Raw genomic sequence first — 15,580 nt, forward strand, 5'->3', positions numbered from 1 at the left:
TCCGGCATCCGTCGGTCCTGGCGGTACGTCAGGCTCCTACCGAGGCCAGCGCGATGCCGAGCGGGGTCCGCTCGTACAGCACCTGGTGTCCGTACCGGTGCGAGACGAGCAGGCCCGCGTCACGCAGCGCCGACAGGTGCGCGGAGACGGACGAGGGCGCGAGCCCGAGGCGGTGCGCGAGGGCGGTGGTGGCGGTCGGTTCCGCCAGTCCGGCCAGCACGGCGGCCCGGCCCCGGCCCAGCAGCCGTACGAGGGCATCGGGAGTCCGGTCGGACGGTTCGGCCCACAGGCCCCCGATGCCCCGCGCCGGATAGACCAGCGCCGGCTGCCAGGGCGGCTCGAAGCCGCTCACCACGTCCGGCCAGGTGAAGACGCTGGGCATCAGCACCAGCCCCTGCCCGCCCAGTTCGCGTACGTGCTCCCCCCGCGAGTCGACCGTCAGCCGGCCCGCGTCCCAGGCGACCCGCCGGTCCAGTTCGGGCAGCAGACCGGCGAGGCCCACCTCGGCGAGACGGCGGGAGTGGAAGGCGATGTCCGCCTCCAGGAGGGCCCGGAGCCTCGGCCAGGCGGGCTCCACGAGGGCGTGCCAGGCCGCCTCCGTCGTGTCCGCCAGCTCCCGCACGGCCCGCGCGGGGTCGGCGAGCATCGCCCGGCCGGCCGGGGACTCGGCGGCGCCCGGGGTGTCCGCGAGCGAGATCGCGAGTTCGGTCCGCGCGAGCTCGGGGTCGGTGGCGCGTACGGCGGCGATCTCCTCCTCGAACGTGGCCGCGGGACCGATCGGAGGCGGCATCAGACAGTCCGGGCTGTTCCCGCGCTGCGGCATCAGCAGCCACAGCGGTTCGAGGTCCAGCTCGGCCGCCGCCGAGCGGATGCGGCGCAGCCAGGCGGGGTGGTAGCCCTGCCGTTCCGGGCGCCGCAGGGTGCGTACCGCCTGGTGCGTCTCCCACAGGGGTGACAGCGCGAAACGGCAGTTGAGGAGGTCGTCCTCGCCGAGGTGGAGGTGGTACGGCATCACGCCTCCCGGGAGGTCGGGGCGGAGATTCGGCCTGGGCCGAAACTCTAGGCCGTCCGGCGCGGTCACGCGACGCTGCTTCTCATGCCAGAAGAAACACAGACCGCGCAGGCGGCTCCCGAACTCCCGAGGGACGACGCGAGGGGAAGCGGCTACGGCAGGGCCTTCGCCGTCACGGAGTTCCGGTTCGTCTTCGCCGCGCACGCCCTGTCCCTGCTGGGTGTCGTCGTCAGCGAGATCGCCCTGACCGTCCTCGTGTACGAGCTGACGGGATCGCCGCTGCTCAGCGCACTGGCCTTCGCGCTGGGCTTCCTGCCGTACCTCGTGGGCGGGACGCTGCTGTCCGGAGTGGCCGACCGGTACCCGGCCCGGCGCGTCCTCGTCGTGTGCGACCTCGTGTGCGCGGGATGCGCGGCGCTGATGGCCCTGCCGGCCACCCCCGTCGTCGCCCTGCTCGCCCTGCGCTGTGCCATCGCCGCCGTCTCACCCGTGTTCAGCGGCACCCGGATGGCCACGCTGGCGGAGATCCTCGGTGACGGGGACCTGTTCGTGCTCGGCCGCTCGCTGCTGCGGATCGTGGCGCAGAGCGCCGTGCTCGTCGGCTTCGGTCTCGGCGGTGTCCTGCTGGCCTTCGTGGCGCCGCGCGGGGCCTTGGTCATCACCTTCGCCACCTTCCTCGCCTCCGCGCTGCTGCTGCGCGTCGGCACCCGGCGCAGGCCCGCGCGGACCGGCGCCGGACCGCTGATGCGGTACTCGCTCGCCGGCACCCGGCAGGTCCTGGCCGACCGCCGGATCCGGGCGCTGCTCCTGCTGCTCTGGGTGCCGCCGATGTTCGTCGTCGCGCCGGAGGCCCTCGCCGCCGCGTACGCGGACGAGATCGGGGTCGGCACGGCCTGGATCGGGCTGCTGATGTGCGCGATGCCCGTCGGGACGATCGCGGGGGAGCTGTACGCGGGCGCCGCCCTGTCACCGGCCGCCCGCTCGCGGATCGTGCTGCCCCTGGCGGGCTGCGGTCTGCTGCCGCTCGTCGCCTACCCCTTCCGTCCGGACCTCGGCTGGATCCTGCTCGCGCTGCTGGTCGCCGGGGCGGCGGGCGCGTACACGCTGGGGCTCGACCGCTGGTTCGTGGACGCCGTGCCGGAGGAACTGCGCGGGCGGGCCATGACCGTGCACACCGCCGGGCTGATGACCATCCAGGGTGTGGGGATGGCGCTGGCCGGTGCGGCGGCCGAGTTCTGGCCGGTCAGCACGGTGGTGGGCGGGGTCGGTGTGCTCGGGACGGTGTGCTGTCTGCTGCTGGTGGCGGAGGTGCGGCGCACGCAGGGGGCGGGCGCATACCGAAAGGCGAGACGGGGCTGACCACGATATGACCGGCCGGTAGGGTCTTTGCCGTGTCGAAGCCGCTCAGCCTTGCCTTTGATCCCATCGCCCGAGCCGACGAACTCTGGAAACAGCGGTGGGGGTCCGTCCCGTCCATGGGCGCGATCACCTCGATCATGCGCGCGCACCAGATCCTCCTCGCCGAGGTCGACGCGGTCGTCAAGCCGTACGGGCTGACGTTCGCCCGTTACGAGGCGCTGGTGCTGCTCACCTTCTCGAAGGCCGGTGAGCTGCCGATGTCCAAGATCGGCGAGCGGCTGATGGTGCACCCGACGTCCGTGACGAACACGGTGGACCGGCTCGTGCGCTCCGGGCTCGTCGACAAGCGGCCCAACCCCAACGACGGACGCGGCACCCTCGCCTCGATCACCGACAAGGGCCGGGAGGTCTGCGACGCGGCCACCCGCGACCTGATGGCGATGGAGTTCGGGCTCGGCGCGTACGACGCCGAGGAGTGCCGGGAGATCTTCGCGATGCTGCGACCGCTGAGGGTGGCGGCGCACGACTTCGACGAGGAGTAGGGCCCGCGCGGCACCGCCGGGACCGGAAGGTGACACGGGGGTGCGCGAAGATCGTGGCAAACCGGTGGTTACGCTCGTAGCCATGAAAAAGAGCGTGCTGACCCGCTACCGCGTCATGGCCTACGTCACCGGTGTCCTGCTGGTCCTGCTGGTCCTCGGGATGATCGGCAAGTACGTGCTCGACCTGGACGGCGCCGCGGACTTCACCCGTGTCGTCAGCGTCGCGCACGGCTGGCTGTACGTCGTCTACCTGGTCTTCGCCTTCGACCTGGGCTCCAAGGCGAAGTGGCCGGTGCCGAAGCTCCTGTGGGTGCTGCTCGCGGGTACGGTCCCGACGGCCGCCTTCTTCGTGGAGCGCAAGGTCAGCCGCGAGCTGGAGTCCAAGGTCGTCGAGGGCCCGGGCGCGGTCGCGAAGGCATAGCGCGCTCGCGGTACGCGCGGTACGGCTCTCACCCGCCTCATCCGTCTCACCCGCCTCACTCGTTTCAGCGTTTTCCACCGCCACGGAGGTATCCGTGGCGGTGTCCCATCGACATTTACTAGGACGTCCTAGTAAATTCAGGAGTATGGACGCTGACGCCATCGAGGAGGGCCGCCGCCGCTGGCAGGCCCGTTACGACGCCGCACGCAAGCGGGACGCTGACTTCACCACGCTTTCCGGGGACTCCGTGGAGGCGGTCTACGGGCCGCGGCCCGGGGACGCCTACGAGGGGTTCGAGCGGATCGGCTGGCCCGGGGAGTACCCGTACACGCGTGGTCTGCACGCGACGGGCTACCGGGGGCGGACGTGGACCATCCGGCAGTTCGCCGGGTTCGGGAACGCCGAGCAGACCAACGAGCGCTACAAGATGATCCTCGCCAACGGCGGGGGCGGGCTCTCCGTGGCCTTCGACATGCCCACGCTCATGGGGCGCGACTCCGACGACCCGCGTTCGCTCGGCGAGGTCGGCCACTGCGGGGTCGCCATCGACTCCGCGGCCGACATGGAGGTCCTGTTCAAGGACATCCCGCTGGGCGACGTGACGACGTCGATGACGATCAGCGGGCCGGCCGTGCCGGTCTTCTGCATGTACCTGGTGGCCGCCGAACGGCAGGGCGTGGACCCGGCCGTGCTCAACGGCACGCTCCAGACCGACATCTTCAAGGAGTACATCGCGCAGAAGGAGTGGCTCTTCGAGCCCGAACCCCATCTGCGGCTCATCGGCGACCTGATGGAGCACTGCGCGCGGAAGATCCCCGCGTACAAGCCGCTCTCGGTCTCCGGCTACCACATCCGCGAGGCGGGTTCGACGGCCGCGCAGGAGCTGGCGTACACCCTCGCCGACGGCTTCGGGTACGTGGAGCTGGGGCTCAGCCGCGGCATGGACGTGGACGTGTTCGCCCCCGGCCTCTCCTTCTTCTTCGACGCGCACCTCGACTTCTTCGAGGAGATCGCCAAGTTCCGGGCGGCGCGGCGGATCTGGGCGCGGTGGATGCGGGACGTGTACGGGGCGCGGTCGGACAAGGCGCAGTGGCTGCGGTTCCACACGCAGACCGCGGGTGTCTCGCTGACGGCCCAGCAGCCGTACAACAACGTGGTCCGTACGGCGGTCGAGGCGCTGGCCGCGGTGCTGGGCGGCACCAACTCGCTGCACACGAACGCACTGGACGAGACGCTCGCGCTGCCCTCCGAGCAGGCGGCGGAGATCGCCCTGCGGACGCAGCAGGTGCTGATGGAGGAGACCGGCGTCGCCAACGTCGCGGATCCGCTGGGCGGTTCCTGGTACGTGGAGCAGCTGACCGACCGCATCGAGGCGGACGCGGAGAAGATCTTCGAGCAGATCCGGGAGCGGGGGCTGCGGGCGCACCCCGACGGGCGGCATCCCATCGGGCCGATCACCTCCGGGATCCTGCGGGGGATCGAGGACGGGTGGTTCACCGGGGAGATCGCGGAGTCGGCGTTCCAGTACCAGCGGGCGCTGGAGAAGGGCGACAAGCGGGTCGTGGGGGTGAACGTCCACCACGGGTCGGTCACGGGTGACCTGGAGATCCTGCGGGTCAGCCATGAGGTGGAGCGGGACCAGGTACGGGAGCTGGGCGCGCGGCGGGCCGCTCGGGACGAGGGCGCCGTGCGGTCGGCCCTCGACGCGATGCTCGCCGCCGCGCGGGACGGGTCGAACATGATCGGTCCGATGCTGGACGCCGCGCGGGCGGAGGCGACGCTCGGGGAGATCTGCGATGTGCTGCGGGAGGAGTGGGGGGTGTACACGGAGCCACCGGGCTTTTGACGGGCCTTTCCTCGCCCCCCTTTGTCCTCAGACGCCGGACGGGCTGAATCACTTCAGCCCGTCCGGCGTCTGAGCCGGGGACTTTGAGACGCTGCCACGTGACGGGAACAGGCCCTCAGGGGTGGGAGGCCGCCGCTGGCAGGCCCAGGAGCAGGACTCGGGTGAAGGACCGGGCCCACGGCTCGTCCACCGGTTCCGCGCTGACCAGCGTCCGATGCACCACCGCCCCCGCCACCATGTCGAAGATGAGATTCACCGTCCGGTCCGCGGTGGACGGATCGGACTCCGGCGGCAGCTCCCCCCGCGCCTGCGCCCGCGCCCGCCCCTCCAGCACCAGCCGCTTCTGACGGTCGACGACCGACGTCCGGATGCGTTCGCGCAGCGCGTCGTCGCGCGTGGACTCCGCGAGCACGGCCAGCAGCCCGCTCCTCGCCTCCGGCCGCGCCAGGATCGCCGCGAACTGGAGCACCACCCCTTCGATGTCCGCGGCGAGAGTCCCTCGGTCGGGCAGCTCCAGTTCGTCGAAGAGGGCCGCCACCGCGTCGACCACCAGCTCGTTCTTGCCCGCCCAGCGCCGGTAGAGGGTCGTTTTCGCGACGCCCGCGCGGGTGGCCACGTCGCCCAGCGTCAGCCCCGACCAGCCCAGGTCCACCAGAGCCGCACGCGTCGCCGCCAGGATCGCCTCGTCGGCCTCGACGCTGCGCGGGCGTCCCGTACGGGGAGCGGAACTGCGACTCTGCATGTCGGCGACCATATCCGGGCGTTCCGCTCAGGGGGATCCTGTGGACGGGTGAGGGAGATCACCGGGACGGGCTTCCCCCGGCCGTACCGGGACAGTTACGCTACGGCTCGTAGCGAAAGCGCGACGACCACGTGGTGCCAGGTGGGGACCCGGCGCCGAAAAAACACGTATCAGGACTGGCTTTCACAGCGCTTTTCACACAGGCGCGCGGAGGGGGGAGGATAGACGCATGCAGCCACGGAACATGTCCATGAGCGGAGTCGTCGACCTCGCCGCGGTGAAAGCGGCCCAGGAGGCCAAGGCGAAGGCGGAGCAGGCGCGCGCCGAAGCGGTACGACAGGGGGGCGGGGCCGTTCCCGCCGTGTCCGCGTCGAGTCTCGTCATCGATGTCGACGAGGCGGGTTTTGAGCGGGACGTCCTGCAGCGCTCCACCGAGGTGCCGGTCGTCATCGACTTCTGGGCCGAGTGGTGCGAGCCGTGCAAGCAGCTCAGCCCGCTGCTGGAGCGGCTCACCGTCGAGTACAACGGCCGGTTCGTGCTCGCCAAGATCGACGTCGACGCCAATCAGATGCTGATGCAGCAGTTCGGGATCCAGGGGATTCCGGCGGTCTTCGCGGTGGTGGCCGGCCAGGCCCTGCCGCTCTTCCAGGGCGCCGCGCCCGAGGCGCAGATCCGGGGCACCCTGGACCAGCTCGTGCAGGTCGCCGAGGAGCGGTTCGGGCTGACGGGCGTGACCGTGGAGCAGGGCGCCGAGGGCGAGGGCCCCGAGGGTGCCGCCGCGGCCTCCGAGGTCCCGGCCGGCCCGTACGACGCGCTGCTCGAAGCCGCCGTGCAGGCGCTGGACGCGGGAGACCTGGGCGGCGCGGTCCGGGCGTACCGGAACGTGCTGAGCGACGACCCCGGGAACACGGAGGCCAAACTGGGCCTCGCCCAGGCCGAGTTGCTGCAGCGGGTACAGGGCGTGGACCCCCAGCAGGTGCGCAAGGAGGCCGCGGACAAGCCCGGTGACGTACCGGCGCAGATCGCCGCGGCCGACCTCGATCTGGTGGGCGGCCATGTGGAGGACGCCCTGGGGCGGCTCGTCGACACCGTGGCGCGTACGGCGGGCGACGACCGCGAGGCGGCGCGCGTACGGCTGCTCGAGCTCTTCGAGGTCGTCGGCGGCGACGATCCGCGTGTGACGGCCGCGCGCAGGGCGCTGGCGCGCGCTCTGTTCTGACCAGTCGCTAAACGCCGCGGCCCGTGATGCCCGGGTGAAGGATTTGCCGACACAGCTACATAGTGGCCGCGCTTTACCAAAACTTGGTAAACGCGGCCACTGTTACTGGGAGTAAGTCCGGAGCGGTGATCTGTCGGATTCCGTCCAATCTTCGATTATTTTGTCACCTCGTTCGGGGCCACCCTCGGTGTTCGGCCGACACCGACGGGTCGTTGTTCGGTTATCCCGCCGTTACTAGCCAGTAACGAACCCCCTTGTGCGGGCGGCGAGAATGCACCACGATCGGCGACGCTCGGTCCATTACCCTCCCCCGACAGCCACTCGGGTCAGCGGGTTTCCTTGGGTCCCCACCGAGTAGGGGCGGCGGCAGTGGCGCCGGCCCTTGGGCAGGGGGGTCTTCGCCGTTCGGTGGAGCCTGTCCAGCAGGTTGTGCGTGAAGTGTTCAGGCGCGACCAGTGGTTGTCGCTCGGGGGTGATCGCCGGTGATCCGGGTGCGTTGCGCGCCTCCGGAATCGGGCGCTCTCCTTCCCGAGGACGTAGCACTTCTCCCATCCCTGCCCGGCTGAGTCGCTGTCTGGCGGCGGCCAGGGCCGGAGATGTACGTCCGAGAAGGAGGAAATATGGAGTCCCAGGTGCGTGGCGGGACCAGATGGAAGCGGTTCGCCGTTGTCATGGTGCCCAGCGTGGCCGCCACGGCGTGCATAGGCATCGCCCTTGCACAAGGCGCTCTCGCCGCGTCGTTCAGCGTGTCGGGTCAGTCGTTCAAGGTGACGGCGGACCAGTTGGTCGGCACCGGCTTCTCGCAGTACGGAGCCATCGACCAGGGGTACACGCTCAAGGGCGACAAGACGGCGCACCCGGTCGCGGTGTCGGCGTTCAAGACCGCCAAGATCACGAACATGTGCCAGTCCGTGGTCACCCCGGACGTCCCGTTCCTCGGGTCCGTCAGTCTGACCCTGAAGGCGGGCGGCGGTGGCACGCCGGTACGGGCCGAGAACCTGTACATCGACGTCGAGGACCTCTCGGCCAACGCGACCTTCACCAACATCGACATCGGTGTTGCGGCCAAGGACGCGAGCAAGGGTCCGGGAATCGCCAAGGGTGACCAGGCGAACCCCTACGGCTTCGCGCAGCAGGCCGACAAGGCCGTGCTGACCGACGTCAAGCAGACGGCGTGGGCGACCACCGCCGGCACCTTCAAGCTCAGTGGCCTGAAGATGTCGCTCTCCAAGGGTGTCAAGGAGTGCTACTAAGCACTCCCTGGGTGGGTGAGGGAGCCTGTGCTGCCTCGCCCGCCCGTCCCCCTGCTCAGTCCCTCTGAGCAGTACGTGAACCTCTCACAGCAACGCCGTTCCAGGGAGCTGTTTTCCATGAGCGCCGAGACTCCTGCAGGGAATCCTGCCGCGCGCGGTCAAATCACCTACTGGCGGCTGCGGTTCCGTGTCTGGCGTGGTGGCCGTCCTTTCTGGGCCGGCCTGTTCATCCTCCTCGCGGGATTCCCGATCGCGTACTTCCCGTATGCGAACCTTCAGATCGGGCATCTCACGCTGGCCATGGCGACGACCGCGGGCGCCGGTTCGCTCATCATCGGAGTGCTCCTCGGCGTGCTCGGAATCAGCCTCTGGTACCAGAAGCACGTGCGGGTCTTCGCCGGTGTCGCGGCGATCCTGCTGGGGCTTGTCTCCATCCCCGTGTCGAACCTCGGCGGCTTCCTGATCGGCTTCCTGCTGGCCCTGGTGGGCGGCGGGATGGCGGTCGCATGGGTGCCGGGCGACGAGTCGGCCGCGGGTCGGACCGGGACGGACCGTACGGACAAGGGAGGCGTTCCGCAGGCCGCGCCGGCCGACGGGGCGAGTGAGCCGAACGATCTGTCAGGAACGAGCCCCAACGACGGGGCGAACGGGAGGCACAGTGCCGGCTGACGAGGTCCACCACGCGGACTCCGCGGGCGAGTCCCGTGCGAGAACCGGGCCGCGGCACGCAGCCCCCAGAAAACCGCTGTTCACCAGGCTGCACGTGCCCGCGGGCAAGGCGATAGCCATAGCGTCGATGCCGACCGCGATCCTCATGGGCATGGGGTTCACACCGACCCTCGCCCAGGCCGACGACAAGCCGTCGGCGAAGAACCTCACGATCGACGAGTACAAGGACTGCGTAGAGGCGCTGGACGACAGCGCCAAGGACGACAAGACCGACAAGGACGACGACGAGAAGGACACGACGGCTACCCCGTCGCCCTCCGCCTCGGCCTCGACCAGCGCTCCCGCCTCGGACGACGACTCCGCGGGCGACGGCTCGACGGGTGGCGGCTCTTCCTCGGATTCAGGTTCCGAGGACAAGCCCGACCCCGAGCCGTCCGCCTCGGCGAGCAAGCCGGCCGGGTCGGCGGGCGGGGCGTCCACACCGGCGCCCACCCCCTCGAAGAGCAGCGGCAACGTCCTGGACGAGATCGGCGACGCGCTCGAGGACATCCTCACGCCCGGCGGGAAGGAGACCGCGACCCCCACCGCGGAGCCGTCCGCCACGCCCAGCCCCTCGGCCACGAAGAGTGCCTCCGACGCGGCCGACGACGCGAAGGACGCGGTCAAGGACACGGCCGACAAGGCCGAGGACACGGTCGAGGACGTCACCGACGGGGCGTCCGACGCCGCGAAGGACGCCACGGAGAAGGCGGAGGACGCGGCGGACGAGGCCACCGCCTCCCCGACGCCGAGCCCCTCCGCGAGCTCCACCACGGACCCGGACGACTGCCCGGCCGCCACGGACGACGAGAGCGGTGTCGAACAGGGCATCCCCGCCCTGGCCGACGACCCGTGGATGCTGGAGGCCAGCTCCCTGACCCTCAAGGGCGCCGACTACCAGGGCATCGTCAAGGTGAAGACCGCCAACGGCTCGGTCAAGAAGGTCCTGAAGTACGTGATCTCCAACGGCACCGACATCGGCGACCTGCACCAGACGGTCGACGACAAGGACGCCGACGTGCGCTACCACGTCCAGGCGGGCAGCGGCACGACGTCCACCATCAAGGGCGGCAAGACGGTCATGTACACGGAGAGCATCTCCGGCAACCTGCTCGGTCTGATCCCGATCACGTTCGACCCGGAGCACCCTCCGCCGCTGAACATCCCGCTGATTTACTTCACGAAGGTGAAGGTCGTCCAGGCCGCCCAGTTCGGCGGAGACCTGACGATCCCCGGGATGCGCCAGTACAACACGCCGCTCGGCTAGAGCCCGGGACACGGCAGTCGGAAGAGCGGAACATCCGAACGGCGGAACACACCGAGGGCGCCCCCTGTGAACCAGGGAGCGCCCTCAGCCGTGTACAGCGGCGGCGTACCGGAGGCGGTCAGCCGCCCAGGTGGTGGACGCGGACCATGTTCGTGGTGCCGGTGACGCCGGGGGGCGAGCCGGCGGTCATCACGACGATGTCGCCGTCGCTGAAGCGGTTGAGCTTGCGCAGCTCGCTGTCGACCAGCTCGACCATCTCGTCGGTGCTGTGCACGAACGGCACGACGTGCGACTCGACGCCCCAGCTCAGCGCGAGCTGGTTGCGGGTGCCCTCGTCCGTGGTGAACGCCTGGATCGGCTGGGCCGCGCGGTAGCGGGAGAGGCGGCGCGCGGTGTCACCGGACTTGGTGAAGGCCACCAGACCCTTGCCGCCGAGGAAGTCCGCGATCTCGCACGCGGCACGGGCGACGGAACCACCCTGCGTACGCGGCTTCTTGCCCGGCACGAGCGGCTGAAGCCCCTTGGAGAGCAGCTCCTCCTCGGCCGCGACGACGATCTTCGACATCGTCTTCACGGTCTCGATCGGGTACGCGCCGACGCTGGACTCGGCCGACAGCATGACCGCGTCCGCCCCGTCCAGGATCGCGTTGGCCACGTCGGACGCCTCGGCGCGCGTGGGGCGGGAGTTGGTGATCATCGACTCCATCATCTGGGTCGCGACGATCACCGGCTTGGCGTTGCGCCGGCACAGCTCCACGAGGCGCTTCTGCACCATCGGGACCCGCTCCAGGGGATACTCGACGGCCAGGTCGCCACGGGCCACCATGACGCCGTCGAAGGCCGCCACGACGGCCTCCATGTTCTCCACCGCCTGGGGCTTCTCCACCTTGGCGATGACGGGGACCCGGCGGCCCTCCTCGTCCATGATCTTGTGGACGTCGTTCACGTCGTGGGCGTCGCGCACGAAGGACAGCGCGACCAGGTCGCAGCCCATCTGCAGGGCGAAGCGCAGGTCGTCGACGTCCTTCTCGGACAGCGCCGGCACGTTCACGGCCGTACCGGGCAGGTTGATGCCCTTGTGGTCCGAGATGACGCCGCCCTCGATGACGATCGTCTTCACGTTCGGGCCGTCGACCTCGACGACCCGCAGCTCGACGTTGCCGTCGTTGATCAGGACCTGGTCGCCTTTGGAGACATCGCCCGGCAGACCCTTGTAGGTGGTGCCGCAGATCGACTTGTCGCCCGGGACGTCCTCGGTCGTGATGGTGAACTCGTCACCGCGCTCCAGCTCGACGGGGCCCTCGGCGAAGGTCTCCAGCCGGATCTTCGGGCCCTGGAGGTCGGCCAGCACGCCGATGGCGCGGCCGGTCTCCCGGGCGGCGGAGCGGACCCGCTCGTAGCGGCCCTGGTGCTCGGCGTGGGAGCCGTGGCTGAAGTTGAAACGGGCCACGTTCATGCCGGCCTCGATCAGCGAGACGAGCTGTTCGTGGGAGTCGACGGCGGGGCCGAGTGTGCAGACGATTTTGGAACGGCGCATGGGGGCGATCCTATCGGTTTGTTTCGCTTCGGAATATTCCGTCTGGCGGAAGATACAAATGGGCGGGTGTGCGCTCAGGCGAGGGTCTGAGCAGCTGTTTTCCCGTCGTTGTCCCGGTTCTTTCTCCCGGTTCCGATCTCCCGGCGGACTTCTCATGTCTTCGGGGCTTTCAGGCGGCTCCGGAGGCGTCGGCGGCCCCGGCCTTTCCGGCCTTTCCGGCGTTCCCGTCCCCGACGAGCGCGTACGTCTGGTTCGCGATCTCCAGTTCCTCGTCGGTCGGCACGACGGCCACCGCGACCCGCGCGCCCTCGGGCGAGATCAGCCGCGGCGCGTCGGACCGTACGGCGTTCAGGGCGCCGTCGACGGCCAGGCCCAGCGACTCCAGACCCGTGATCGCGGCCTCGCGCACCGGGGCCGCGTTCTCCCCGACGCCGGCCGTGAAGACGACCGCGTCGACCTGGCCCAGTACCGCGTAATAGGCGCCGATGTACTTCTTCAGCCGGTGTATGTAGATGTCGAAGGCGAGCCGCGCCGGTGCGGCGTCCTCGCCGCCCTCGTCTATACGGCGGCGGATCTCCCGCATGTCGTTGTCACCGCACAGTCCGAGGAGACCGCTCTTCTTGTTGAGGAGAGTGTCGATCTCGTCCGTGGACATTGCGCCGACGCGCATCAAATGGAAGATGACCGCCGGATCCACGTCTCCCGAACGCGTACCCATCACGAGCCCCTCCAAGGGCGTCAGTCCCATGGAGGTGTCCACGCACCGGCCGCCCTCGACCGCCGAGGCCGACGCGCCGTTGCCCAGGTGCAGCACGATGACGTTCACGTCCTCGACGGCCCGGCCCAGCAGTCGGGCCGTCTCGCGGGACACGTACGCGTGCGAGGTGCCGTGGAAGCCGTACCGGCGGACGCGGTGCTCGTCGGCGGTCTTCACGTCGATCGCGTAGCGGGCCGCGGCCTCCGGCATCGTCGCGTGGAACGCCGTGTCGAAGACGGCGACCTGGGGGAGGTCCGGGCGCAGCGCCTGGGCGGTACGGATACCGGTCAGGTTGGCCGGGTTGTGCAGCGGCGCCACCGGGATGAGGCGCTCGATCTCGGCGAGGACCGCGTCGTCGACGACGGTCGGCCGGGTGAACTTCCTGCCGCCGTGCACGACCCGGTGGCCGATCGCGGCCAGCTCGGGGGAGTCCAGGCCGAGCCCGTCGCGGGACAGCTCCTCGGCGACGGCCTTCAGCGCGGCCTCGTGGTCGGCGATCGGGCCGGTCGTCTCGCGGGTCTCGCCGCCGGCGGCCAGCGGGGAGTGCTTGAGCCGGGAGGTCTTCTCGCCGATGCGCTCGACGAGGCCCGCGGCCAGTCGGGTGCCGTCGCTCATGTCGAGGAGCTGGTACTTCACCGAGGAGGAACCGGAGTTGAGGACGAGGACGCGGGTGGCGCTCACTGGGTGGAAGCCTTCGCAGTCGGGGCGGCGGTCGGGGCGGGAGCGGGAGCGGGGGCGGCAGTCGGAGCAGCCGTCGCGGCGGGAGCGGGGACGGCGGCCGGGGGCTGGGCCTGCGCCTGGATCGCGGTGATGGCGACCGTGTTCACGATGTCCCCGACGAGCGCGCCCCGGGACAGGTCGTTGACCGGCTTGCGCAGGCCCTGCAGGACCGGTCCGACGGCGATCGCGCCGGCCGACCGCTGCACGGCCTTGTACGTGTTGTTGCCGGTGTTGAGGTCCGGGAAGATCAGCACGGACGCCTGCCCGGCGACCTTCGACCCCGGCAGCTTGGTCGCCGCGACGGACGGCTCGACGGCCGCGTCGTACTGGATCGGCCCCTCGATGCTCAGATCGGGGCGCCGGGAGCGGACCAGCTCGGTGGCCGTACGCACCTTGTCGACGTCCGCGCCCGAGCCGGACGTGCCGGTCGAGTACGAGAGCATCGCGATCCGCGGCTCGACACCGAACTGGGCGGCGGTGGCGGCGGCCTGGACGGCGATGTCGGCCAACTGCTCGGCGTCCGGATCGGGGTTGACCGCGCAGTCGCCGTACACGAGGACCTTGTCGGCGAGGCACATGAAGAAGACCGAGGAGACGATCGAGGCCTCCGGCTTGGTCTTGATGATCTCGAAGGCCGGGCGGATGGTGGCCGCCGTGGAGTGCACCGACCCCGAGACCATGCCGTCGGCGAGGCCCTCCTGGACCATCAGCGTGCCGAAGTAGTTCACGTCCGAGACGACGTCGTACGCCAGCTCGACGGACACGCCCTTGTGCGCTCGGAGTTCGGCGTACCGCTCGGCGAACCGGTCGCGCAGCCCGGAGGTCTGCGGGTCGATCAGCTGGGCGGTGCCGAGGTCGATGCCGAGGTCGGCGGCCCTCTTGCGGATCTGGTCGACGGGACCGAGCAGGGTGAGGTCGCAGACACCGCGGCGCAGCAGCACCTCCGCGGCGTGCAGGACGCGCCCCTCGGTGCCCTCGGGCAGCACGACGCGCCGTTTGTCGGAGCGGGCCTGCTCCAGGAGCTTGTGCTCGAACATCATCGGCGTGACGCGGCTGCTGCTGGGCGCCGAGACGCGCTTGAGGAGGTCGCCGGTGTCCACGTACCGCTCGAAGAGGCCGAGGGCCGTCTCCGCCTTGCGGGGCGTGGCGGCGTTCAACTTGCCTTCCATGGCGAAGAGTTCGGACGCCGTGAGGAAGGAGTTCGTCTCGACCGCGATCACCGGGGTGCCGGGGGCGAGGCGGGCGGCCAGGGTGAGGACGAGATCGCTCGGACGCTCGTTCAGGGTGAGCACCACACCCGCTATCGGCGGGGTGCCGGCGCTGTGCGCGGCGAGGGCGCCCACCACGAGGTCGGCGCGGTCGCCGGGGGTGACGACCATGCAGCCCGGGGTCAGCGCGCCCAGGAAGTTCGGCAGCATGGCGCCGCCGAAGACGAAGTTCAGGGCGTCGCGGGCGAGCCCCGCGTCGTCGCCGAGGAGCACCTTGCCGCCGAGGGCGTGGGTGATCTGGGCGACCGTCGGCGCGGAGAGCGCGGGCTCGTCCGGCAGCACGTGGCAGGGCACGGGCAGGCGGTTGTCGAGCAGGTCGTGGATCTCCCCGCGGTCGGCGGGGGCGACGCGGTTCACCACCATCGCGAGGACGTCGCAGCCCAGGCCGTCGTAGGCGCGGAACGCGTTGCGGGTCTCCGCGAGCACCGACTCCACGGTCTGCTTGCGGCCGCCGACCACGGGGATCACGGACGCGCCGAACTCGTTCGCCAGGCGGGCGTTGAGCGCCAGTTCGTCCGGGAACTGGGTGTCGGCGTAGTCCGTACCGAGGACGAGGACGACGTCGTAGTCGCGGGCCACCCGGTGGAAACGGTCGACGAGCTGCGAGACCAGTTCGTCGGTGCCCTGTTCGGCCTGGAGCGCGGACGCCTCGTGGTAGTCCATGCCGTAGACCGTCGCCGGGTCCTGGGCGAGGCGGTAGCGGGCGCGCAGCAGCTCGAAGAGCCGGTCGGGTCCGTCGTGGACGAGGGGGCGGAACACCCCCACCCGGTCCACCTGGCGGGTCAGGAGCTCCATGACTCCCAGCTCGATGACCTGGCGGCCGTCACCTCGGTCGATCCCGGTCACGTACACGCTGCGCGTCACGCGTGCTCTCCGTTTCCTCCGATGTCGGTGTCAACGCAGCCGACGTCGTCGGCTGAGCCCTCTTG

Annotated in this window: 13 protein-coding genes; 8 read left to right on the forward strand and 5 right to left on the reverse strand. The window is 70.4% G+C overall.

Annotated elements, in window-relative coordinates; all coding sequences use genetic code 11:
- Positions 1–28: 28 nt before the first annotated feature.
- Positions 29–1,012, reverse strand: coding sequence for an ArsR/SmtB family transcription factor (locus K3769_RS17290; RefSeq protein WP_267027315.1), 984 nt, complete (start codon positions 1,010–1,012; stop codon positions 29–31).
- Positions 1,013–1,096: 84 nt separating this feature from the next.
- On the opposite strand from K3769_RS17290, the gene K3769_RS17295 reads away from it, so the two are divergent.
- The 4 genes from K3769_RS17295 (at position 1,097) to icmA (ending at position 5,180) form a co-directional block, all read left to right on the forward strand.
- Complete coding sequence (locus tag K3769_RS17295; RefSeq protein ID WP_267027316.1) at positions 1,097–2,371, forward strand: MFS transporter; 1,275 nt, start codon at positions 1,097–1,099, stop codon at positions 2,369–2,371.
- Between the two features lie 32 nt (positions 2,372–2,403).
- Entirely contained in the window at positions 2,404–2,913 is a 510-nt protein-coding gene (locus tag K3769_RS17300) for a MarR family winged helix-turn-helix transcriptional regulator (RefSeq protein ID WP_267027317.1), read from the forward strand.
- An 82-nt stretch (positions 2,914–2,995) separates the two neighbouring features.
- Complete coding sequence (locus tag K3769_RS17305; protein ID WP_267027318.1) at positions 2,996–3,334, forward strand: DUF3817 domain-containing protein; 339 nt, start codon at positions 2,996–2,998, stop codon at positions 3,332–3,334.
- Positions 3,335–3,479: 145 nt separating this feature from the next.
- On the forward strand, positions 3,480–5,180 hold the full coding sequence (gene icmA / locus K3769_RS17310) for a coenzyme B12-dependent isobutyryl-CoA mutase large subunit (protein ID WP_267027319.1): 1,701 nt from the start codon (positions 3,480–3,482) through the stop codon (positions 5,178–5,180).
- 115 nt (positions 5,181–5,295) lie between these two features.
- Here icmA and K3769_RS17315 read toward each other — a convergent pair whose 3' ends face one another.
- Positions 5,296–5,922: a TetR/AcrR family transcriptional regulator gene (locus K3769_RS17315; protein ID WP_267027320.1), complete on the reverse strand. Its 627-nt coding sequence runs from the start codon at positions 5,920–5,922 to the stop codon at positions 5,296–5,298.
- A gap of 229 nt (positions 5,923–6,151) precedes the next feature.
- On the opposite strand from K3769_RS17315, the gene K3769_RS17320 reads away from it, so the two are divergent.
- From K3769_RS17320 to K3769_RS17335, 4 genes are all read left to right on the forward strand, one after another.
- Complete coding sequence (locus K3769_RS17320) at positions 6,152–7,141, forward strand: tetratricopeptide repeat protein (RefSeq protein ID WP_267027321.1); 990 nt, start codon at positions 6,152–6,154, stop codon at positions 7,139–7,141.
- 620 nt (positions 7,142–7,761) lie between these two features.
- Positions 7,762–8,394: a DUF6230 family protein gene (locus tag K3769_RS17325; protein WP_267027322.1), complete on the forward strand. Its 633-nt coding sequence runs from the start codon at positions 7,762–7,764 to the stop codon at positions 8,392–8,394.
- A gap of 117 nt (positions 8,395–8,511) precedes the next feature.
- Complete coding sequence (locus K3769_RS17330) at positions 8,512–9,063, forward strand: DUF6114 domain-containing protein (RefSeq protein WP_267027323.1); 552 nt, start codon at positions 8,512–8,514, stop codon at positions 9,061–9,063.
- A complete protein-coding gene (locus K3769_RS17335; protein WP_267027324.1) occupies positions 9,053–10,369 on the forward strand; it encodes a hypothetical protein in 1,317 nt (438 codons plus the stop codon). Before K3769_RS17330 ends, K3769_RS17335 begins: the two co-directional genes overlap by 11 nt.
- A gap of 118 nt (positions 10,370–10,487) precedes the next feature.
- On the opposite strand, the gene pyk is transcribed toward K3769_RS17335, so the two are convergent.
- From pyk to pta, 3 genes are all read right to left on the reverse strand, one after another.
- A complete protein-coding gene (gene pyk / locus K3769_RS17340) occupies positions 10,488–11,906 on the reverse strand; it encodes a pyruvate kinase (protein WP_267027325.1) in 1,419 nt (472 codons plus the stop codon).
- 169 nt (positions 11,907–12,075) lie between these two features.
- Entirely contained in the window at positions 12,076–13,344 is a 1,269-nt protein-coding gene (locus tag K3769_RS17345; protein WP_267027326.1) for an acetate kinase, read from the reverse strand.
- Positions 13,341–15,515 carry a phosphate acetyltransferase gene (gene pta, locus K3769_RS17350; RefSeq protein ID WP_267027327.1) on the reverse strand — a complete coding sequence of 725 codons (2,175 nt, stop codon included), beginning with the start codon at positions 15,513–15,515 and terminating at the stop codon, positions 13,341–13,343. The genes K3769_RS17345 and pta overlap by 4 nt, the downstream gene beginning before the upstream one ends.
- Positions 15,516–15,580 lie beyond the last annotated feature (65 nt).

This window comes from Streptomyces ortus (genome assembly GCF_026341275.1).
GTDB lineage: Bacteria > Actinomycetota > Actinomycetes > Streptomycetales > Streptomycetaceae > Streptomyces > Streptomyces ortus.

What these genes read in the sequence shown, in the direction of transcription:
- K3769_RS17290 (WP_267027315.1), bottom strand. Translation starts at nt 1,012, where the DNA reads ATGCCGTACCACCTCCACCTCGGCGAGGACGACCTCCTCAACTGCCGT.
- K3769_RS17295 (WP_267027316.1), top strand. Translation starts at nt 1,097, where the DNA reads ATGCCAGAAGAAACACAGACCGCGCAGGCGGCTCCCGAACTCCCGAGG.
- K3769_RS17305 (WP_267027318.1), top strand. Translation starts at nt 2,996, where the DNA reads ATGAAAAAGAGCGTGCTGACCCGCTACCGCGTCATGGCCTACGTCACC.
- icmA (WP_267027319.1), top strand. Translation starts at nt 3,480, where the DNA reads ATGGACGCTGACGCCATCGAGGAGGGCCGCCGCCGCTGGCAGGCCCGT.
- K3769_RS17315 (WP_267027320.1), bottom strand. Translation starts at nt 5,922, where the DNA reads ATGCAGAGTCGCAGTTCCGCTCCCCGTACGGGACGCCCGCGCAGCGTC.
- K3769_RS17320 (WP_267027321.1), top strand. Translation starts at nt 6,152, where the DNA reads ATGCAGCCACGGAACATGTCCATGAGCGGAGTCGTCGACCTCGCCGCG.
- K3769_RS17325 (WP_267027322.1), top strand. Translation starts at nt 7,762, where the DNA reads ATGGAGTCCCAGGTGCGTGGCGGGACCAGATGGAAGCGGTTCGCCGTT.
- K3769_RS17330 (WP_267027323.1), top strand. Translation starts at nt 8,512, where the DNA reads ATGAGCGCCGAGACTCCTGCAGGGAATCCTGCCGCGCGCGGTCAAATC.
- pyk (WP_267027325.1), bottom strand. Translation starts at nt 11,906, where the DNA reads ATGCGCCGTTCCAAAATCGTCTGCACACTCGGCCCCGCCGTCGACTCC.